Source organism: Oscillatoria nigro-viridis PCC 7112 (assembly GCF_000317475.1).
GTDB lineage: Bacteria > Cyanobacteriota > Cyanobacteriia > Cyanobacteriales > Microcoleaceae > Microcoleus > Microcoleus nigroviridis.
This window is the reverse complement of the sequence record NC_019729.1, coordinates 5,818,091-5,838,405: the sequence shown is the minus strand read 5'-3', so window position 1 is coordinate 5,838,405 and position 20,315 is coordinate 5,818,091. Positions and strand designations below refer to the sequence as shown.

The 20,315-nt window shown below is 46.6% G+C and carries 16 protein-coding genes; 10 read left to right on the top strand and 6 right to left on the bottom strand.

From position 1 onward, the window contains the following. The first annotated feature begins 82 nt into the window (after positions 1–82). Positions 83–3,325 carry an ATP-binding protein gene (locus tag OSC7112_RS24310; protein ID WP_015178384.1) on the top strand — a complete coding sequence of 1,081 codons (3,243 nt, stop codon included), beginning with the start codon at positions 83–85 and terminating at the stop codon, positions 3,323–3,325. Positions 3,326–3,637: 312 nt separating this feature from the next. Next, positions 3,638–4,066, top strand: coding sequence for a DUF7680 family protein (locus tag OSC7112_RS24305; RefSeq protein WP_015178382.1), 429 nt, complete (start codon positions 3,638–3,640; stop codon positions 4,064–4,066). A 726-nt stretch (positions 4,067–4,792) separates the two neighbouring features. Here OSC7112_RS24305 and OSC7112_RS40155 read toward each other — a convergent pair. Beyond that, entirely contained in the window at positions 4,793–5,026 is a 234-nt protein-coding gene (locus tag OSC7112_RS40155) for a hypothetical protein (RefSeq protein WP_015178381.1), read from the bottom strand. A gap of 41 nt (positions 5,027–5,067) precedes the next feature. Here OSC7112_RS40155 and OSC7112_RS24300 point away from each other — a divergent pair, with 41 nt between their 5' ends. The 6 genes from OSC7112_RS24300 to OSC7112_RS24275 all read left to right on the top strand — a co-directional run bounded on the left by OSC7112_RS24300 (position 5,068) and on the right by OSC7112_RS24275 (position 12,920). Then, complete coding sequence (locus OSC7112_RS24300; protein WP_015178380.1) at positions 5,068–7,854, top strand: DUF1156 domain-containing protein; 2,787 nt, start codon at positions 5,068–5,070, stop codon at positions 7,852–7,854. A 278-nt stretch (positions 7,855–8,132) separates the two neighbouring features. Next, positions 8,133–8,315 carry a hypothetical protein gene (locus tag OSC7112_RS24295; RefSeq protein WP_015178379.1) on the top strand — a complete coding sequence of 61 codons (183 nt, stop codon included), beginning with the start codon at positions 8,133–8,135 and terminating at the stop codon, positions 8,313–8,315. A 19-nt stretch (positions 8,316–8,334) separates the two neighbouring features. Further along, positions 8,335–11,511, top strand: a complete 3,177-nt coding sequence (locus tag OSC7112_RS24290) for a helicase-related protein (protein WP_015178378.1) — start codon at positions 8,335–8,337, stop codon at positions 11,509–11,511. A gap of 225 nt (positions 11,512–11,736) precedes the next feature. Next, positions 11,737–12,042: a small RNA NsiR4-regulated ssr1528 family protein gene (locus tag OSC7112_RS24285; protein WP_015178377.1), complete on the top strand. Its 306-nt coding sequence runs from the start codon at positions 11,737–11,739 to the stop codon at positions 12,040–12,042. Between the two features lie 343 nt (positions 12,043–12,385). Beyond that, positions 12,386–12,655 carry a type II toxin-antitoxin system Phd/YefM family antitoxin gene (locus OSC7112_RS24280; RefSeq protein WP_015178375.1) on the top strand — a complete coding sequence of 90 codons (270 nt, stop codon included), beginning with the start codon at positions 12,386–12,388 and terminating at the stop codon, positions 12,653–12,655. Then, positions 12,642–12,920: a type II toxin-antitoxin system RelE family toxin gene (locus OSC7112_RS24275; RefSeq protein ID WP_015178374.1), complete on the top strand. Its 279-nt coding sequence runs from the start codon at positions 12,642–12,644 to the stop codon at positions 12,918–12,920. Before OSC7112_RS24280 ends, OSC7112_RS24275 begins: the two co-directional genes overlap by 14 nt. Before the next feature lie 51 nt (positions 12,921–12,971). On the opposite strand, the gene OSC7112_RS24270 is transcribed toward OSC7112_RS24275, so the two are convergent. The 3 genes from OSC7112_RS24270 to OSC7112_RS24265 are packed head-to-tail and all read right to left on the bottom strand — an operon-like array spanning position 12,972 to position 14,538. Continuing rightward, entirely contained in the window at positions 12,972–13,883 is a 912-nt protein-coding gene (locus OSC7112_RS24270; protein WP_015178373.1) for an NAD(P)H-dependent glycerol-3-phosphate dehydrogenase, read from the bottom strand. Between the two features lie 5 nt (positions 13,884–13,888). After that, a complete protein-coding gene (locus OSC7112_RS40150) occupies positions 13,889–14,098 on the bottom strand; it encodes a hypothetical protein (RefSeq protein WP_190274265.1) in 210 nt (69 codons plus the stop codon). A gap of 11 nt (positions 14,099–14,109) precedes the next feature. Further along, positions 14,110–14,538: an NUDIX domain-containing protein gene (locus OSC7112_RS24265; protein ID WP_041623419.1), complete on the bottom strand. Its 429-nt coding sequence runs from the start codon at positions 14,536–14,538 to the stop codon at positions 14,110–14,112. Between the two features lie 181 nt (positions 14,539–14,719). Here OSC7112_RS24265 and OSC7112_RS24260 point away from each other — a divergent pair, with 181 nt between their 5' ends. Both OSC7112_RS24260 and OSC7112_RS24255 read left to right on the top strand, forming a co-directional pair. Continuing rightward, positions 14,720–15,640, top strand: a complete 921-nt coding sequence (locus OSC7112_RS24260; RefSeq protein ID WP_015178371.1) for an alpha/beta hydrolase — start codon at positions 14,720–14,722, stop codon at positions 15,638–15,640. Positions 15,641–15,651: 11 nt separating this feature from the next. After that, entirely contained in the window at positions 15,652–17,331 is a 1,680-nt protein-coding gene (locus OSC7112_RS24255; RefSeq protein WP_015178370.1) for a phosphatidylglycerol lysyltransferase domain-containing protein, read from the top strand. A 64-nt stretch (positions 17,332–17,395) separates the two neighbouring features. Here OSC7112_RS24255 and OSC7112_RS24250 read toward each other — a convergent pair whose 3' ends face one another. Further along, on the bottom strand, positions 17,396–18,622 hold the full coding sequence (locus tag OSC7112_RS24250; protein WP_015178369.1) for a glycosyltransferase family 4 protein: 1,227 nt from the start codon (positions 18,620–18,622) through the stop codon (positions 17,396–17,398). Between the two features lie 26 nt (positions 18,623–18,648). Then, positions 18,649–20,220, bottom strand: a complete 1,572-nt coding sequence (locus OSC7112_RS24245; protein WP_015178368.1) for an MFS transporter — start codon at positions 20,218–20,220, stop codon at positions 18,649–18,651. Between the last annotated feature and the right edge of the window lie 95 nt (positions 20,221–20,315).

The window sequence follows — 20,315 nt, the reverse complement described above, 5'->3', positions numbered from 1 at the left end:
AGAGAACACAGAGGGAGATAAGTGAGAGATGAATAATTACGCTGAAGTGCGGAATTGATATTATTAGTTAAGGATCTTTGATATGCTGCCATTAATCTTTGATACCTGTTTGCCCAGAGATGAGATTTTATCGGGAGACTTGTCTCTAGATTTATTTGCAGCAAAATTGCGGTTGGTAGTCGAAGGAACTGCACCTCAAGTTTATCAAGATGCTAATAAGTTTTTTGCCAATACCTTCGCAACTGATGGCATTAAAACTCTAATCCGGGAAGTTTTTGGCCGCTTGATGAAGCAAAGCGCCGGGGCTGGGGTGGTTCGTTTGGAAACGAGTTTTGGGGGCGGCAAAACTCACGATGAAATTGCACTCTGGCATATCTGCAAGCAAGGGCGAGAAATTCTCGGATTGGAACGCTTTACAGATATTAGCGTTATTCCCGATCGCCCTTTACAAGTTGCAGCGATCGACGGTCGAGATTTAGACCCAGAACAAGGAGTTTATCACTCGGACAGCGGCTTGACAACCTACACTCTGTGGGGCGAAATTGCTTACCAAATTGGCGGGATTTCAGGCTATCAGTTACTGCAAGGCAGCGATCAAAGCGGTGTCAGTCCCGGTACTTCGGTGTTGGAACGGTTGACGGGGGGACAGCCGACTGTGATTATTTTAGATGAAATTGCGCGGTATTTGCGATCGGCAAAAGCGAAACAAATTGGCAGAAGCGATTTAGCCGAACAAGTGGTAGCCTTTCTATTTTCCCTGATGGATTTGGCGGCAGCTTGCGATAATTTAGTATTGGTTTATTCCCTCGCCTCGACAGCAGATACTTTTGCGGAAGAAACGGCAGAATTGCAAGAAACGATGCGCGCTTCCGCAAGACAAGAAAGGGTGTTGAGTCCTTCTACAGATATCGAAATTTACAACATCGTCAAACAGCGCGTGTTTGCCAGAGTTAGCGAGGAAGCGGCGCAAAAAGCGGCATCGGAATATTTGGCGGCTTATCGCAATTGCCGCGTTAATTTGCCCGATGGGTGCAAAGATGCGTCATACTCAAAAGCGATCGCCCAAAGTTATCCGTTTCACCCGGAATTGTTCAATCTTCTTACTAAAAAAATTGCTTCTATTCCCGAATTCCAGAAGACGCGGGGCGCTTTGCGATTGTTCGCGCAAGTCGTGCGGCATTTGTGGGAAAATCGCGACGGTTGGATGCCGATGATTCACACGCATCACATTCCTATAGGGATGGATGGCGAAATTACTAACGATCTGACTTCTCGGTTGCAACGATCGCCCCTGCGGAATGCGATCGGCGCTGATATCTACAATCCCGACGGTAGGCCGGCTTACGCACAATTGCAAGATGGGGAATGGATAGCAGCGGGAAAACCGCCGTTTTCGACTTGGGTAGCCCGATCGATCTTTTTGCATTCTCTGACTCAGGGAAATTCTTCGGGTATTCGGCTGGCTGAGTTGAATTTGTCGCTGCTGACTCCGGGGGTTGACAGCGGTTTTGTCGATCGCGCTTTAAAAACTTTGACGCAGGTAGCGTGGTATTTAGACTTCGATCCGGTAACATCTTTAGCCAGGTTTAAAGAAGAACCTTCGATCAACAAAATTATCACCGAGGAGAAGGAACAAGTTGGGAGGGGATTCGCGAAAGATGATTTGAGAATTCGTCGGGATAGCATTTTTGCCAAAAAATTCTTTACCTTAGTTTCTAATATCGAAAGTCCCGGAAATGTAGACGATAACCCGGATGATGTGGCGCTGTGCGCGATCGACTTTGACGATGCGACTGTGAATGCTTCTACCGACGCAGCCCCGGAATTAATCGAGAGAATTTTTAACAATAGCGGCGAATCGGGGAAGTTTCGCACCTACCGCAATCGCTTGTTATTTTTGGTGGCCAATCGGCTAGAATTAGAAAGCGCGATCGACAATGCCAGAGAATATAAAGCCATTCAAAATATTCTCAAAAGTCAGAATCGGCTGGCAGATTTATCGGGAAGCCAGCAAAAGGAATTGAAGGAACGGGAAGGCGCAAAAGATATGGCTGTGAGAGTATCTTTAACTAATACTTACCGCCATTTATTTTATCCGTCAAATGACCAAGTAAAAGCACCGAAAGGATTGATGCACTACACTTTTACCGCGCAAGATGCGAGTATGGTGAAAGGCAAAAACAACCAGCAAGATGTGATTCTTAAAGCCCTCAAAGATTGCGGCAAGATTCGCCCGGAAGAAGCTAAACCTTTCGCCCCGGCTTTTATCCTGCAAAAAGTGTGGCCTGCGGGGTTGGACAGTTGGACGACGAAGGCGCTGCGCGATGCTTTTGCTAAGGATTTGAGTTTGAATATTCTCCTTGATGCGGAAGTTTCGATGCTGCGGGAGACGATTCGCCAAGGTTTGAAAATGGGCAATTGGGATATGAAAGTCGGGGAGAGACTGTTTATCAAAACCGATGATAGCGTGTTGGCGCTGCCGGAGACGATCGAATTTAGCGATCGCGCTGTATTGTACAGACGGGGCATTCTCGAACCTCCAGCGCCCAAAGAAGTGGAACTCAGCGCCCAATTGATGCCGAGTAGTGCGGGCGTCTCGCCTGCAACTTCCGTTGACGTGCGGGTGAGGTGGAAAGCCAAAGGAGCACTGACGGTTAGTTTGTATCAAGATAATATTTTAGTGCCGGGAAATTTCCGCCCTTCCGATGAGTATGACGCCACCATTGTTAATAACACTATTTTTCGTGTGGTGGCCGATTATGGCAACGGTGAGACAGCAGAAAAAGCAACCAATGTCAATCTAAATCCTCAAGTTTCTACCGTGCGAGATAGTGGCAATTCTGCTTATGTTGTGGAAGGGCTACAGGGGACTTTGTGGGAGGCGAAACCGCCGATTATCGAACTAGACGGCACGATTAATAGGGTATTTGCGGAATTGGGCGATCGCATTAGCGACTACAAAGTGCAAGGCATCGAAGTGCTAGAATTGTCTGTGGATCGAGTAATGGATTATCGCAAATTAGGAACGGCAATTGCCCTATTGCAGCGCTGGCAACCGCAAATCGACCAAACCGCAACCATTCAAACTGGCGACCAATTTGTGCGGTTGGAATATCAAGGGGCGTTGCGGGGATTTCAGAGCTTTTTCTCGACTATTAACAATTTGTTGAACAGTCCCGACGCGCAAGCAGAGGTTAGTCTGAAAATCACCTTAGAATTCCAGCCAGCTTTGCCAGCAAACGCCTCGGATATTAGCAGTATAAAACAAACGCTCGATCGCAATCCAGTAGAACGTTTAAATTTAATGACAAGGGTGACATATTGAAATGTAGGGGCGGGTTAACCTAAAATATTGGGCAAAAATTCACAATCTCAAAAACCCGCCCCCACCCCACGGTAAATCGCAATCTACCTCTTTTAACATACCAGCATAATACATAGGCCGGGGCGGGTTTTTGAGATGGTTGGTTGATTGCGTAGATGGTTGGTGAACTCGCCCCTACAGGAATCGCGATCGCTCGGAGACGATCGGATATGTAGATTGATTGTTGTATAATTAGTGCCATGTAGGGGCGGGTTATACCAACCATCTACGCCTCAAATAAAATATCTCATAAACCCGCCCCGCCCATAGCTCATGCAAGAATTTCAATTACGAGTTTTGCCTTTAGAAAATAACAACTTCGCATTAGAATTGTATCAATGTGCTTACAAGAAAGCGGGAGAGAAAAAACGTCCTGCTGCTAAAAAATTGGGTCGGCTAAAAGGAAATGCGCTGGTTTTGGCGAGACAGACAATTTATGCAACTCTCAAAGCCAATAATTACGACCCAAAAACTTTATCTCAGCAGCGACAAACGCCTTATATTTTATCAGAAGAATCGGGGGTGAGTTTGGCGATTTTATTTCAATCGCTGCAACCGCTATCGAAAACCGAACGAATTGCGAATATTGCCGAAGGGATTATGGCTATGAGTAATGAAGAGGCACATTATTGGTTTGGTAAAATTGCCAATGGCAATCGTTCAAATGCTTTGAAAGCTTTGCGAATTTTATTGGGAGATTAATCTGATGAAAGTTGCTGATTTGACGTATCTACTCGTTCCCTGGCTCTGCCTGGTAACGCATATCAGGAGGCTCTCCCTCCATCTTTCCCAGCCATAAACGAGCCAGAGCCTATAGACAACACGACTCAGATTAAATTCCGTGATTCCGATAGTCCGTCAGGGGTTGAAACCCCTGCCTCATAGCGAAAGTCGTCTGAAGACGACTAATATAAATCCGGCTTTAATACACGATCTATTCTTTATAGGAATTACGCAAAAACCACGTATTTCTGTCATTACGAGCGAAGCAATGCACCCAGATTTGATATAATTAACTCTTCAGTCGTCTTCAGACGACTTCAGCTTTGAGACAGGGGTTTCAACCCCTGGCGGACTGTGGGACTAGCGAACAATCCGACTCTCGAAAAATCCGACTGTCGGATTGCGGGAATGTCGAATCATCCAATTGTCGGATTGCGGGAATGTCGAATCATCCGACAGTCTTCCTCATAGCTAAAATCGTCTGAAGACGACTCAGATTAAATTTCGTGATTCCGATAGTCCGTCAGGGGTTGAAACCCCTGCCTCATAGCGAAAGTCGTCTGAAGACGACTAATATAAATCCGGCTTTAATACACGATCTATTCTTTATAGGAATTACGCAAAAACCACGTATTTCTGTCATTACGAGCGAAGCAATGCACCCAGATTTGATATAATTAACTCTTCAGTCGTCTTCAGACGACTTCAGCTTTGAGACGGGGGTTTCAACCCCTGGCGGACTGTGGGACTAGCGAACAATCCTACTCTCGAAAAATCCGACTGTCGGAGTGCGGGAATGTCGAACAATCCAACTGTTGGGGGCAGGCTAGAAGCCCATTCCACAATAAAATTAAATCTTTGTGGAACAGGCATCTTGCCTGTTGGGGGCGGGCTAGAAGCCCACCCCACAATCAAATTAAATCTTCGCTTCACAGGCATCTTGCCTGTTCCTAAAAACAACAACCAACAACCAAAAAATCATGCGCCCTCACCTCTTCATCGAGAAAATCATGCCCGTAAATCTGCTCAACGAGCAGGTTTATTACGAACACGGCGGCAATCCATTTAAAGGATTGCATCGCTGGTATTCGCGCAAACCTTTATCGTTTTCTCGCGCTTCGGTGTTGGGGTCGATTTTACCCGCAGATATCTCTTTAGAAGAGTTTGAATATTTGCTGGGATTGGAACCGGGGAAGGAAATTAAACTCTACAAAACTCCCCCGTCTTCGGTGCGAATTAAAAAGGTTCATGACTATTGCGAGAAGGTGTGGGGGAATCGCACGCCGACAATTTTAGATGCGTTTGCGGGTGGGGGAAGCATTCCGTTTGAGGCGGCGCGGTACGGGTTGAATGTGTTGGCGTCGGATCTCAATCCGGTGGCGGTGGTGACGATGAAGGCGGCGATGGAATATCCGCTGAAATTTGGCCCGGATTTGCAGGAGGATATTGATAAATGGGTGCAATGGGTGGGGGATGAAGCCGAGAAAAGATTAGCTGAGTTTTTCCCATCTTTACCGGGGGAAACCGTGCAGAATTATTTGTGGGCTCATACGGTGGTTTGTCCGAGTTGTCAGTCGGTTGTGCCGCTGAGTCCGAATTGGTGGTTGTACAAGCGCCCGGAAAAGCAGAATTTACATAAATGGTGTGCGGTGAAACCCATTCCTAACTTGGAACAGAAGCGGCTTGATTTTGAGTTGGTGAAGGGGAAGAAAGGCAAGGATACGACGATTAAAACAGATGCGGGTGAATACGATCCAAATACCTTATCTACTTTAAGTAGAGCAGTTGGCAAATGCTGCAATTGTAATGCTGTTATCACAGAGCAAGAGATCAAACTTTATACATCTGTTAATAATTTTGGACATCAGCTATATGCAGTAGCTTATAAAAAAAACCAATCTGTATTAGAATTCCGAATTCCTGCTAATCTAGATTTTTACGGTCTTCAAAAAGCACAAGATTATTTAAATCAAACTTATGCTGAATTTATTATTAAGGGATTAATTCCCAATGAAGCGACCAGTACCGACTTGCACAATTCACCGGGCAATTATGACTATGGCTTACGAAAGTATGAAGACTTATTCAATTCCCGTCAGCTTCTAACGCTTGTCACCTATGTAGAAATTATCAACGAAGCTAAGGCGCTGCTACAGGCTGAGTACGAACCGGAGAAGGTAGAGGCGATAAGCACTTATTTGGCTTTAGTATTAGATAGATGTATAGACCATAATTCTCGATTATCAGGCTGGCATTCAAGCCGTGCAGTAGTTGATAGAGCATCTAAAACTCATGCTCTAAATTTAACCTGGAATTATCCAGAAATCAGTGGAACAGGAGAATTATGGAATTGGTGTGCTGATGCTTTTGTATCAGAATATAAAAGTCTCTGTGCTTTATTCGGTACAAAACCCCACTCAACGGGCTTACCCGGCATCGAAAAATACGACCCCAAAACCATTCTAATCAATGCCGCATCAGCCGATAGCCTCTACCATATTCCCGAGAATTCAGTCCATGCCATTATCACCGATCCGCCCTACTATTCCACAATTCCGTATGCGGATCTTTCCGATTTTTTCTATGTCTGGATGAAGCGCACATTAGGCGATATATTCCCCGATTTATTCTGGTCAGAACTTACTGAAAAAGCGAGAGAAGCTGTAGCGAATCCTTTTCGCTTCCGCAACATGGGCGCATCCCCCGACGAACTCGCCAAACAAGATTACGAAGCAAAAATGGCCCTAGCTTTTAGCGAATATTACCGAGTTTTGCGCGATGACGGCGTGATGACAGTCCAATTCAACCACAAAGAATCCGGCGCGTGGGACGTGCTCACAAAATCCCTCATCGATGCCGGTTTCGAGATTACCGCATCTTGGGCCGTCAGTACCGAAAACCCGCAAAACTTGCACCAAGCCCAGAAAAACTCCGTTTCTAGTACAGTGCTCCTCGTCTGTCGCAAACGCGACACCAACGCAGCCCAAGCTTGGTGGGATGATTTGCGCCCGGAAGTCGCCAATCTCGTCGAACAACGCGCCCCAGAATTTGAAGCCAACGACATCAAAGGAATCGACCTTTATTTAAGCGCCTTTGGCCCGGCGTTAAATGTGTTCAGCCGTTCCTATCCCATCCTCAACAGCAGCGGCGAAGAAGTGCGCCCGGAAGTTGCTTTTGCTGAAGCCAGAAAAGCCATTGCAAACTATCGCTTCCGCAAACTTGCACAAACCGATACCGCCGGATTTGACGCCCTGACGCAGTGGTATTTCCTCGCGTGGGATGCCTTCGGCGCTGTCGAGTTCCCCTTCGATGAAGCGCGACAACTCGCCCTCGCCGTCGGCGGTTTCAACGTTGTTGATTTAGCAAAAGTCTACAAATTAATTGACTCGACTAGCGGCACTTGCAAACTTTTGACACCGAAACAGCGGCTGAAAAAATCAGCTTTTTCCGTCAATCCGCAAGATTTTTCGATTACCTATTTAGTGGATGGATTGCACGCGATTATCGGTTTGTATCAGGAGGACGGAGATATTCAAATCGTGCGCGAGTTTATGAAGAAAACGGCTTTGACTGATAACGAGAATTTCATGCGGGCGATTGAGGTGGCGCTGAAAGTGATTCCGCGTATTGGGGATGAGAAGAAGCGGATACCGGAGGAGAAGGCTTTGTTGGATTTGTGGTTGGCGATGGATGAGATTAAGGCCAAGGTTGTTTATCAACAGATGGAAATTCCGTTTGAGGGACAGTTGAGTTTAGATTTGGGTTAGGTCATTTCCGTTAGCATTGGAATGATTTAACCGCAGAGGGCGCAGAGGGCGCAGAGGGAGAGAAGAGAGAGATGAATAATTATGATGCAGCCGGATTTGATATTAGGTCAATTTAAGGATGAATAACTAATAATACTAAATCTGAGTTTAGTATCCTGCAATATATTCTCTCCCTCTCTCTGTACTCTCTGCGCTCTCTGTGGTTAATTATAATAGTGCTGTAACCGATCGAATTGTTTACATATCGCAAATCTGGAACCAAATTACTGGAGGTATCGATGAATCCTGAACAACCCGCCCTCTCACCGCTGCATCAAAAAATCGATGCTGGTGTTAAAATGGCGATCGCACAGGCGATCGAGAAACACCGCAGACTCGGACAATCTATTAGTATTTGGCAAGATGGAAAAGTCGTGACACTTTCGGCTGATGAGATTCCACCACAACAAATACCAAAATAAGTTACCCAGATTCAGGAAAATGAATTTAACAGATTATCCCTGGCGGATTAGCTATTCTAGCAACGAAAATAACCCGATCGCCGATTTCTACATTCCCGCGCTAGAATGTGCTCTACAGTACGATCGCAAATCCGGCTTTTTCAACAGCGCCATCCTCAGTAAAGTAGCGCAGGGATTGGGCGCGATGCTGCACAATCAAGGGCGGATGCGGTTAATCATGGGCTGTCAATTCAGCCCGCAAGACTTGCAAGCAATCCAACAAGGTTACGCCCTCCGAGATGCAGTTACCATGCGCCTCGATACCGATTTGCAGCCGCCCCAAACCTTCGCCCAACTCAAACATTTTGAAATTCTCAGTTGGCTGATTCAAAACAGTTATCTCGATATTAAAATCGCCGTTCCCCTCAAATCTAACGGCTTACCAATAGATACTGCAAGTTTACTCGATCGGCAGCATATTTTTCACGAAAAAGTCGGCATTTTTACCGACTGTAACGGCGCGCAATTAGCTTTTAGCGGTTCCAATAACGAATCTCTCAGCGGTTGGGAAAGCAACGTTGAATCTTTCCACGTTTATTGTGCTTGGGAAGGCGGTCGAGATGCTGAACGAGTTTCTGAAGAGATTTTTCGGTTTGAACAGTTGTGGAACAATTTATCGCCGAATGTGCGCGTTTTTGAAGTGCCGGAAGCGGTGAAAAATAAGCTGCTAAAATACGCGCCCAGCAGTAAACCTGTGTGGAATCGGGAGTCAGAATTCAACGCCCCCCTACCCCCAAGGGCAGGGCTGTTTCGGGGCAACCACGGGGGGATGGGCGGGCACGGGGGCACCGCCCCTACAAAACCTTCCGTAGGGGCGGTGCCCCCGTGCCCGCCCTGCCCTGAATTATCCGCAGATTATGCTAAATTTGAACCGCTTCTCAATTTGTACGCTTCGCCGAGTTGTCTCGATTATTGTTTGAAATCGGTTCCGATCAAGCCTTGGCCGCATCAGATTAAGATACTGCGTAGAGTTGCGGCAAATTTTCCGAAAAGTTTCTTAATTGCGGATGAGGTTGGATTGGGAAAAACCATCGAAACTGGGTTGATTCTGCGTTATTTGCTTGTCAGCCAAAAAGTTAAGCGCGTGTTAATTTTAGCACCAGCCAGCATTCAGCCGCAATGGCACGAAGAATTGCGCGAAAAATTTAATCTGCATTTTTGGAGTTACAGCAAAGGTGAATTAAAAAATGCGTATGGGGAGAGGAGTCAGTCAGGGGAAGAGAATATTTGGAATTCCCAAAATCTGATTTTAGCATCATCTCATTTAGTCCGTCGGAGCGATCGCGCAAAACAGCTTTTAGACGCGCAGCCGTGGGATTTGGTGATTCTGGATGAAGCGCATCACGCCCGCCGCCAAAGCCCGCAAAACCGCAAGGAAACTCCGAATCGGTTGTTACAGTTAATGCAGCAGTTGCGAGAAAAAAGTCGATCGCTCTTATTATTATCCGCCACGCCGATGCAGATTGACGCGATCGAAGTTTTCGATTTATTGCAACTTCTCGGAATGCGAGGACATTGGTCTTACGGCGAGAATTTCTGCAATTATTTTAGCACGCTGTCCGACAAGCCCGATCGCCAAACCTTGAATTTTTGGCAGCAGATGTCTGTGGATTACTTCCAGCAAGGGGGTTCGCCCTGTGCTCGGTTGCAGGAATATCTCCAAAAGGGCGATCGGCTACTATATTATAAACTGAGAGATGTCTGGGAAAAAAATCAGCGATTCAACCCAAAACAAGTTGCTGAAGACACGGATTTTATCGCCGCTTCCCGCCAATATTTGACAGTGAATACTCCCCTCAAAGATTTGATGTTCCGCCACACCCGCGACACTTTGCGCCAATACTATCAGCGGGGATTGTTGGATCGCGATATTCCCCACCGCGCAGTCAGAGACAATGCGATTAGTTTAGAAAATAACCGCGAAGTGCCGCTTTATCTCGCCGTCAGCAATTACGTGCGCCACTTTTACAATCTAGCGCAAAAAGACAACCGCAAAGCGTTAGGTTTTTTGATGACTCTTTACCGCAAACGCCTGACAAGTTCCTTTTATGCGATTCGCGAATCCTTGCAGCGCCGCCTCGAAGGAATTAGCATTACTGAGGATGATTTCAACGATTTAGATGATGCGGATGATGTGATTTTGGCAGGGATGGAATCTTATTTTGAACCAGCAGATCCTGAAGAAATTAAATATTTAGAAGATTTGCTGTATCAATTCGAGAATACTGGCGAAGATAGCAAGCTTTCGCATTTTATCACAATTTTGCGTCAAGAGCTAATCCAGCGCGAAAGTGCGATCGTCTTCACGCAGTACACCGACACAATGGATTATCTCAGAACTGCTTTACAACAATTATATGGTGCTCAGATTGCTTGCTATTCCGGGCGCGGCGGAGAGTTGTATCAAAATGGCGAATGGCGAACTTTTCCGAAAGAACAAATCAAAACCAAATTCCGAGAAGGAATCATCAAAATTTTACTTTGTACCGAATCCGCATCGGAAGGGCTAAATTTGCAAACTTGCGGCGTTTTAATCAACTACGATATGCCTTGGAATCCCATGCGAGTCGAACAGCGCATCGGCAGACTCGATCGCATCGGCCAGATTTATGATACCGTCAGAATACACAATTTTTACTATGACGGAACGGTAGAGGCGAAGGTTTACAAGAAATTGCGCGATCGCATTGATGCTTTTCAAACCGTAGTCGGCAATTTGCAACCGATTCTCGCAACAGTTCCCACTTTCATCGAACAGGCTGTGATGAGTGCAGATCCCGAAGAAGAGGGCGTTTTGTTGGGAGAGTTCGATCGAGTATTAGACGCGCCGCCTCCCGGCCCGGCCCTCGATGAAATGGTAGCGATGGATGTAGAATCAGACTTGCAAGAAATCCGTCAACCTCTGCAGCCGACTTCTCTGTTTCCTGAAACCATCGAAAATTTTTTTGTCAATTCTTTGATTTTAAAGCAGATTGGCGCTACATTCGATCGCTCTGAAAATCGCACTTGGCAGCTTAACTATAAAAGTCGCGATTATGCTGTAACATTTTACCCCGATATCTTTGACGAAAATGCTTCGCTGCAATTGATGAGTTTTGGCAATCCGTTGTTTGAAGAAATGCTCAATGCGATCGCCCCCCGGCCAAACTGTGCTTAATCGAATAAGCTGTCGCTCATTTGAATTGTATATTTAGGGCGGGCGAGACGCCCACCCCACAAGAGTTTGATTTTTTTTTGATATCCAATTTAAATGCCGCAACAGCTTAGCCTGTTTCATGAGTTTACGTTATTTTGAGCTGTACTGCGGTTGGGTGCTCAAACTTGGTACTTTTGGCTCTAAACTACTTTTTATGACGATCGTCCTTTTTATTTAATTTGCACAATGTCTTCAGAAACAAACTCAGCGGCTCAATCTACAACTGGTGCAGATGCGATCGATGTTGCGATCGCCTCTGGAATCGACTTTGACGGCACTCCGATTCCGCAAGCAAAATTAGACCTCTACAAGCAAGTGATGGGATTAGAAGCCGGCAGACAGCGCAGTGGCGTGTCAAATACCATGCGATCGCGCATTGTCCGAATCGGTGTCAAACACATCGGACAAGAGGAACTGGATAAAATGCTGGTGGCGGCCAACTTTGCACCGCTGAAAGAGAAAGAAATCGCTTTTTATTACGGCGGTAAATAGATCGTATTTATCCCGCTTATATCATGTCCGGTGGCATCCTTCATGTAGGGGCGGGGCGGGTTTATGAAATCCCTAGTTTTCAACAATTGTGGTTGGTGAAACCCGCCCCTGACGATCGGGAACAGTCTTAGATGGTAGGGTCACTCTAGAAAGCGGTATTACGCAATGCAGGAAAAATACGGCTGGCGACTGCTGCGAAATTTATCCCAGATGTGGACGATTTTGATCGAAAACCGGGTTTTTTGCGTAAGTCCTACTTTTTGTAATCCCAAATATCGATCGACCTCCCAATCCCTGCTGATTTTGCCTAAAATAGACATAACCCACGCTCATAACATCTGTCATGCAAAGTTACACCCTCGCAGAAGTATGTAATCCACAGGGGACAGTCTTTAACCGAGCTGCTGTGGAGCCAGTTTTACTCACAGATAAATCGCAGCCCAGCCACGTAATTATGTCCGCTGATGCCTATCAGCGCTTGATAGAGCGTCTGATGGAATTAGAAGATATGCTTTTAGGTTCATCAGCAAAATCTGCCCTTAGTCAGTCTCAAATGGTTGGTACTAAAACCTTTGTAGAAACACTACAACAACTGGCAAATGGCGAAACTTGATGGTTTACAAACAGTTCTCGACTTTCTCAAGGGTTTGCAACCTAAAATAGCGGCTCAAATTGCTAAAAAAGTGTTAGCGCTGAATGTCGATCCTTTACCCAATGATAGCAAGCAATTAATCGGATATCCGGGTTATTATCGGGTAGATAGTGGCGAGTATCGGATTATTTACAGCTTTAATCCCGAAGAAGATTTGGTAGAAATCATTCTAGTTGGTAAGCGTAACGATGATGAAGTGTACAAAAAATTAGAGCGCCTTTTTTAATAAACTCATTCTCAGTGATGCTGCTCTAAATATCTGGTAATTATTTTGATATTACTCCGGTTTCAAAGTGCGTTCCATCAGCGATAAAACAGCTTGTTCGGGAGTAATTTCCCCATTCAACAAGCGGTAAACTTGACGGGAAACAGGCACTTCAATGCCGCGTTGATTAGCCAAATCAATCAACACATTAGTAGTATTGACTCCCTCAGCAGTGCTCTGCAATTCCTGCAAAATTTGCTCTAAAGATTTACCTTTAGCCAATCCGAAACCAACCCGATAATTGCGCGATAAAGGACTGTTGCAAGTAGCGAGCAAATCTCCCAAACCAGACAAACCGTAAAAAGTTTCGGCGCGAGCTCCCAAACGAACTCCCACCCGAATCATTTCCGGCAAAGCGCGAGTCAGCAAAGCAGATTTAGCATTAGTTCCTAATTGTAAACCGTCGCAAACACCGGCGGCGATCGCAAATACATTTTTCAAAGTTCCACCTAACTCAGTCCCCAGCGGGTCTTCATTCACATAAACCCGAAAAATATCTGAACTGTAAATATTTTGCACTTGCTTGGCCGCCGCTAAATCCAAACTCGCCGCTACCGTTGCAGCCGGCAATCCTTGCTGAATTTCTTCGGAAAGATTAGGGCCCGAAAGTACGACTATTGAATTGTTAGGAAAGGCATTTTGCCAAATTTGAGACGGAGTGCGCGTGCTCGCGGGGTCTAAACCTTTGGTGACGGTAACTATAATTGTACTGGGACTTAACTCTAAGGCAAGCAGTCGATCGACCGTTGCTCCAACTCCTTTCATCGAAACTGCGGAAACAACAACATCCGCACCCGTTATCACAGACTCTAGATTAACAGAACTGCTGCGCGACCACAAATTAACTCGAGATCCTTTTTTGCCTCCCAGATTTGCCAAGGCAGAACCCCAAGCACCTCCGCCTAATATTGTCAAGATTGTCATAAAATTTAGTTGGATGAACTCAGATGCTGCAACATTCTCAAGAACGGGCTAGAAGCCCGTTCCACAATAACATTGAGTTTTTTTTGTGGAACAGCCCGGAAAGCCTGTTCCTGACGGGCTAGAAGCCCGTTCCACAATAACATTGAGTTTTTTTGTGGAACAGCCCGGAAAGCCTGTTCCTGAAATTGGTGAAAAATGTGAGATGAACGAAACAAAAACTCCCCTCCTACAAACGCGGACGCAATCCATAATGACGGTAACGCCAATAATCTCGTAAAATGCGATCGTGATCGAAACACAATCGATCGGGAATCTGCCAAGATTCAAAAACTTGTAAATTTTTAGCATCGTCGGCGGCTTGAGGTTCCCCGGTTGCAGAAGCCAAGAATACAATACTGATTGTGTGTTCGCGGGCGTCGCGATTGGGGTCTGAATAAACGTAAAATTGCTCAATTAATTCTACATTCAAGCTAGTTTCTTCTAAAGCTTCGCGTTTGGCCGCCGTTTCTACCGCTTCCCCGTAATCGACAAAGCCGCCGGGAATCGCCCAGCCGTAGGGAATATTGCGGCGTTCGACGAGCACGATCGGCCGATGCGGGCGATCGGCTAATTCGATGATAATATCAACTGTAGGAGCGGGATTTCGATAAGTCATTTTGTTGGGAATGGGGCCTTGGGCAAACAGGGCATTGGGCAAACAGGGCATTGGGCAAACAGGGAATCTGGAATTGGGCCCGCGCAGGGCATTGGATATTAATGATTTTATATGTAACAAATAACAAATAACAAATAATCAACAACCGTCAACTGTCAACCGTCAACTGTCAACTAACATTATGCCTAAGTGGCTGGGAAAAGTTTTAGGTATCGGTGCCGGTACAATCCTCCTCCTCGGTGCGAGTGGATACTGGTACGTTTTTATTGCCGGAGCACCTCAGTTAGACCCTCCGAAAGTAGTAGTAGATGCCAACTTAAATTTTGAACTCAAAACATATAAAAGTGCAGCTATGAATTCAGAGCGCACCTACGGCTTAATTTTGCCGCCCGGGTACGCAAAAAATCCCAAACAGCGCTATCCAGTGATTTTTTTGCTGCACGGCGGGCACGGAGACGCGCGCGCTTATCAGGACAAAGCTGCTGTTACTTCTGTGCTTCACGATTTATATAAAAGCAAAAGATTGCCGCCATCAATTGTAATTACTCCTGACGGGAACGACAAGCGGGGTACGAGTCCTTTGTGGGACCCGCAGTATTTTGACGGGCCCAACGGTAAGGTGGGAAGCGCGATCGGCTCCGAGTTAGTGTCCATCGTAAAATCGCGCTACAGAACGCTGGAAGACCCCAAATTCTGGGCAATGGGAGGACAATCTTCGGGGGGTTGGGGAGCTTTTAATATCGGTTTGCGCTACTTGAATAATTTTAATATTCTGTTCAGCCACAGCGGTTATTTTACAGATCGAAGCGGCAAGGCTAACAGTCCTAAATATTTAGTGGAAACACTTTCTGTTAAAGATAAACAGCAGTTGCGCGCTTATTTGGATGCAGGGGAAGCAGACGAAAATTTTCTGAGTTCCACTCAAAAGTTTCACGAGCAATTAAACGGTTTGGGTATAGCCAACGAGTTTAACAAATTTCCGGGAGGACACGGGATTGTTGGCCCGGATGTCGGTTGGAATTATTGGCACAAGCATTTAGCGGATTCTTTGAGTTATGTGGGAAAACAGTTTAAAATATCACTGGCAACACAGAAAAATTAGAAAGGTCAACAGTGTTACCCCAAAAAACTAGGATTGGACTCTGGACTGCATCATTTTTAACCGGATTGGTAGGAGTTATTAACCTGCTGTCGGCTGTAAGTCCCAGTTTACCCGATCGCCGAAATTGGCTAGAACCATTTTTCCCTTTTCCCGTGCGTGCGGGCGGGCATTTTTTTGCAGCAGTTATCGGATTTATGCTGCTAACTCTGGCAACTAATTTGTGGCGGCGCAAGCGGATTGCTTGGTTGCTGACTGTGGGATTGTTAATCGTTTCTATTGTAATTCATTTAGTCAAGGGATTGGATGTTGAAGAAAGCTTGCTTTCTGGGGTGCTGCTGTTTCACTTGTTGGTGATGCGAAAGACGTTTACGGCTAAATCCGATCGCCCTTCAATTGCTCAAGGAATCCGGGTTTTGCTGGGGGCTTTGCTGTTTACGCTGGCTTACGGGACGGCGGGTTTTTACATTCTGGATCGGGGTTTTGAAGTTAACGAACGAGCGGTTAATTTCGATTGGGACGATGCTATATTCCAAACTTTTGCCATGTTTTTTACGGCGGACAATGCGGGGTTGGTTCCGAAAACTCGGTTTGCTAACTTTTTTGCCGATTCGATTTATGCTGTGGGTACGGTAACGCTTGGTTACGCACTTTTAATGCTGCTGCGGCCGGTGCTGCTGCGAGATTCGGCAAGTATTTCGGAACGGAATAAAGCTAAAGAAGTTGTAGCAAAATACGGGCGGACAACGCTAGCGAGACTGGCGTTGCTTCAGGATAAATCTTATTATTTTAGTCCTTCGGGAAAAAGTACGATCGCCTATGTGCCCAAAGGTAGAGGTGCGATCGCTTTGGGAGACCCCATCGGGCCCGCAGAAGACCGCAAAGAAGCTATTCTAGGGTTTCAAGAATTTTGCGAGCGCAATGATTGGTATCCAGCATTTTATCAAACTTTGCCCCAGGATCTAGAAATCTATTCTACTCTCGGTTTTCGAGTGGTGCAAATTGGCGAAGAAGCTATTGTCAATCTCAAAACTTTTACTCTCAAAGGCAAGAGCAATCAAAACTTGAGAACTGCTATCAACAGACTGACAAAAGCCGGTTATCAAATCGAATTTTACGAACCTCCTTTAAGTTCCGAATTGATGCGGCAAATGAAACTCGTGAGCGACGAGTGGCTGCAAATGGTTCAGGGTGCGGAAAAAAAGTTTTCGGTGGGTTGGTTTGACGAGGCATATGTGCGGGAAACTCGGGCCGTAGCCATCTACACTCCCGACGGTAGAATTAGTGCTTTTGCTAATATGATATCGGCGGGAGATGGGGTAGTTGGAGTTGATTTAATGCGGCGTCGCACTGAGGTGGAAAATGGCACGATGGAGTGTTTGTTTGCTTCGATGTTGCAGCATTGTCAAGCATTGGGATATCAAGAATTTGATTTGGGTTTGTCGGCTTTGGCGGGAGTGGGAGAAGCTGAGAAATCAGGGCGGTTGGAAAAGGTTTTGATTTATCTTTCGGATCACTTGAGCAAGTTTTATAATTTTAAGGGATTGCACAGTTTTAAAGATAAGTTTGGGCCGCGGTGGGAACCGCGTTATTTTGTTTATCCGAGTTTGGGAAGTTTGCCGGATGTTGTGGTTGCTTTGATTCGGGCCGATTCGGGCGATCGGCTTTTGGATTATTTGCGCCCGGGAAGTTAGGCAACGAATTTTGTAACGGATGTAACGGCCGTGTCAAAATCCGTGTAGCGCCTTCCTTCCCCTATCAAGCTAAACCCCGAACTGGCACGCGCTGCTTTTGCAAAATTTCTGCATAAAGCTTTTCCAACTCAGTAATATTCTGACTCAGAGTGTATCGCTCCATCGCCCGTTGGCGTGCTTTTTGACCAAGCAGCATTGCTAACTCAGGATGGTCGCAAAACAGCGGCAGCAAGGTTTGCAACTGACTCCGTACCCGCTGAGTGTTCAAAACTATCCCCGCGCCTTCCTCCAAGGCCTCGCCGTCAGCACCGGCATCCGTTGCCAAACAAGCTAAACCGCAGGCCATCGCTTCCAGCAGCGACAGCGACAGTCCCTCCACCAAAGAAGGCAAAATAAATACGTCTGCGCCCCGCAGAATTTCGATCCGGCGTTCCTCCTGGGCAACAAATCCGAGCCACACAATGCCATCATCTTCGCCGTAAAACAGTTGCAGCGAGGCGGCTAGGGGCCCGTCGCCTACGATCGCCAACACGTTCCCAGGGCCAAAATTACAGTGTTTCCAGGCCTTGAGCATCGACTCGACATTTTTCTCCTGGGCAATGCGGCCTTGGTAAACAAAAATTCGATCGGCCTTTAATTCCGACTTCAACCCCGAAGGCCCTGGAGAATATTTAACAGCATCCACGCCGTTGGGAATCACAGCCACCCGTTCCTGCGGCACTCCCAACTTCACCAATATATCCCGCTGAATCTGAGAAAAAACGATCGTCGAGTCGTAATTCGCCAAAAACGGGGCGTACAGTTGATACATCAGGTGTTGGGTTCCCGATGTCAAATTCCGCAATTTGCGATCGAACGGCGGGTGAAAAGTCGCCACCAGAGGCAAATTCAATTCTTGACAAATTTCCGGCAGCAGAAAGTCTAAAGGCGAAAGCGTCAGGGAAGCGTGAACAACATCCGGTTTCAGCCGCCGCAGAGATTTCATCAGGACTGTGCGGGACTTGAGAGTGGGAATCGTATAAATTTGCGATTTGTAGTGACAGGGTAAAGAGACTTCGTTGCAACTGGCGGGCGAGAGCGAATTGGTATATGAGGTTTGAGCAATTCCCTTTCCCCACGAACCATTTGCCATGTTCCACCCCGTACTGTTCCTGTCGAGTGAGTCCGCCTCTTGGGCAAAGTGCAGGAAACTGACCTGGTATCCCCGGTCTAATAGTGCGTTGGTGACTTCCCTGGAGTAAGTGACGTTACCGCAAAAGGGTGATTTTTTTCCTAGCCAAGCGATGTGCATTCCAGTAAATCAGAGTTTGTTATTTTTTAGATTCGATCGACTTTGCTATTAGTGCTACGGGAAATATACCAGGTTAAGACACCCCCAGCGATCGCTAATCCTGCTAAAGCCAAAAATACTGTCGGCAAACCCAGAAATGTTTCCGCTACCCCGGCCAAAGCCAACGGTAAACTCAAAGCGATATTAGTGGCATTGTTTTGCAGCCCGAAGACTTTTCCGCGCATTTCTTCTGGAGTTTCTGCTTGAATTGTAGTCTGCATCGGCACTCCCACCAATGAGGCAAATAAACCCAACAGGGTAATGAACAGCACCGAGAGCCACAAATGGTGTGTAAATGCAGAAAGGGCCATCAGAGCAAATGCCATGCCAACAGATCCGATTAAACTCAGTTGGGAGTGAGAAAATTTATGGCCGAGATAGCCGACTGTCGTCGCCCCAGCAGCCATGCCAACGCCCACCGCCGCCAGCAAAAAGCCAAATTGCGATGCTTTCATACCGGGGAGGATTTCTGCCAGCCGAACTGCTAGAACTGCTAAGGCTGCAAAAATGGAAAATAGAATAATTAGTTGGATTAAAGCATTGCGGACTTTCGGTTGATCGTTGATGTAACGCAGCCCCTCTCGCAAATCTGCTAAGGGGTGCGGCGGTTCGTGTTCGACTTCGTTTTTTTCGCCTGTTTTCATCGACAGCAACAGCACTCCGGCGAAGGCGTAACTTCCGCCTACTACTAATTCTTTGCCGATGCCGAGTCCGCCGCCGAGGTTGGTAAATAGGGTGTCGGCTAAAGCTAGTAAGGGTTCTCCGACTGCGAAGCCAATAATCACCGAAGCCATCATGGTTGTGGTGTAGAGGGAGTTTGCCGATAGCAGGTGGCGGCGTTCCACTATTAGGGGAATCACTGACTGTTCTGCTGGGGCGAAAAATTGAGTTAGAGTCGAAACTAGGAATGTCACTAGCAGCAGCAAGCAGAATCCGAGCGGCAGTTGACCGAGTTCCCACCCGTCTGAGAGCCACAGCAGCACGGGCAATGTCAAAACAAAGCCTCCCCGCAGCAGGTTTGTGGCGACCAGCACTGCTTTTTTCGACCACCTATCGACATACACGCCTGCGGCGGCCCCGAACAGCACTGCGGGAATGGTAAAGGCGATCATGATTGCCGATACCCACCTGCTGATGGTTTGATCTGGCGCTTGAAAGCGGCTGGCCACTAGGGCGATCGTCAGTACGAGATAAACTTTATCTGCTAGTTGGGAAAAAACTTGCCCGCTCCACAATGCTAAAAAATTTCGGTTTTTGAGCACTGGCAGAAATCCTGTTTCTTGTTCGGGAATTTCGGCTACTGCTTCGGAGAGTTCTGCTGCTAGGTCTGCAGTTGGCACTGCGGGGATTGCTTCGGATTTTTGGCTTTTGCCGTTGTTCCAGTCTGGTGCTGGAGTTGTGGGGTATTTATCCATTTCTGGGTCTGGGACGTTGCTCCATTGTCGATCGGCCAACAGGGGATAAGAGTCAAAATCTGGAAAATTTTCTCGTTCTTCCATCTTGTGGTGGGTCACAGCTAACACAGATATTCTCAAATCAGAATCGGACAGTCGCATCATAGGATTTGGGGTGGATGGCCTGGGATGGTGGAGGTTGGGGGGATGGGAATTTGAAATTGAGGTGTTAACCCCTAAGTTTATTAATAACTCGTAAC

What these genes read in the sequence shown, in the direction of transcription:
- OSC7112_RS24275 (WP_015178374.1), top strand. Translation starts at nt 12,642, where the DNA reads ATGGCGAAACTTGATGGTTTACAAACAGTTCTCGACTTTCTCAAGGGT.
- OSC7112_RS24265 (WP_041623419.1), bottom strand. Translation starts at nt 14,538, where the DNA reads ATGACTTATCGAAATCCCGCTCCTACAGTTGATATTATCATCGAATTA.
- OSC7112_RS24260 (WP_015178371.1), top strand. Translation starts at nt 14,720, where the DNA reads ATGCCTAAGTGGCTGGGAAAAGTTTTAGGTATCGGTGCCGGTACAATC.
- OSC7112_RS24285 (WP_015178377.1), top strand. Translation starts at nt 11,737, where the DNA reads ATGTCTTCAGAAACAAACTCAGCGGCTCAATCTACAACTGGTGCAGAT.
- OSC7112_RS24245 (WP_015178368.1), bottom strand. Translation starts at nt 20,220, where the DNA reads ATGATGCGACTGTCCGATTCTGATTTGAGAATATCTGTGTTAGCTGTG.
- OSC7112_RS24300 (WP_015178380.1), top strand. Translation starts at nt 5,068, where the DNA reads ATGCGCCCTCACCTCTTCATCGAGAAAATCATGCCCGTAAATCTGCTC.
- OSC7112_RS24250 (WP_015178369.1), bottom strand. Translation starts at nt 18,622, where the DNA reads ATGCACATCGCTTGGCTAGGAAAAAAATCACCCTTTTGCGGTAACGTC.
- OSC7112_RS40155 (WP_015178381.1), bottom strand. Translation starts at nt 5,026, where the DNA reads ATGCCTGTGAAGCGAAGATTTAATTTGATTGTGGGGTGGGCTTCTAGC.
- OSC7112_RS24295 (WP_015178379.1), top strand. Translation starts at nt 8,133, where the DNA reads ATGAATCCTGAACAACCCGCCCTCTCACCGCTGCATCAAAAAATCGAT.
- OSC7112_RS24310 (WP_015178384.1), top strand. Translation starts at nt 83, where the DNA reads ATGCTGCCATTAATCTTTGATACCTGTTTGCCCAGAGATGAGATTTTA.
- OSC7112_RS24290 (WP_015178378.1), top strand. Translation starts at nt 8,335, where the DNA reads ATGAATTTAACAGATTATCCCTGGCGGATTAGCTATTCTAGCAACGAA.
- OSC7112_RS24305 (WP_015178382.1), top strand. Translation starts at nt 3,638, where the DNA reads ATGCAAGAATTTCAATTACGAGTTTTGCCTTTAGAAAATAACAACTTC.
- OSC7112_RS24280 (WP_015178375.1), top strand. Translation starts at nt 12,386, where the DNA reads ATGCAAAGTTACACCCTCGCAGAAGTATGTAATCCACAGGGGACAGTC.
- OSC7112_RS24270 (WP_015178373.1), bottom strand. Translation starts at nt 13,883, where the DNA reads ATGACAATCTTGACAATATTAGGCGGAGGTGCTTGGGGTTCTGCCTTG.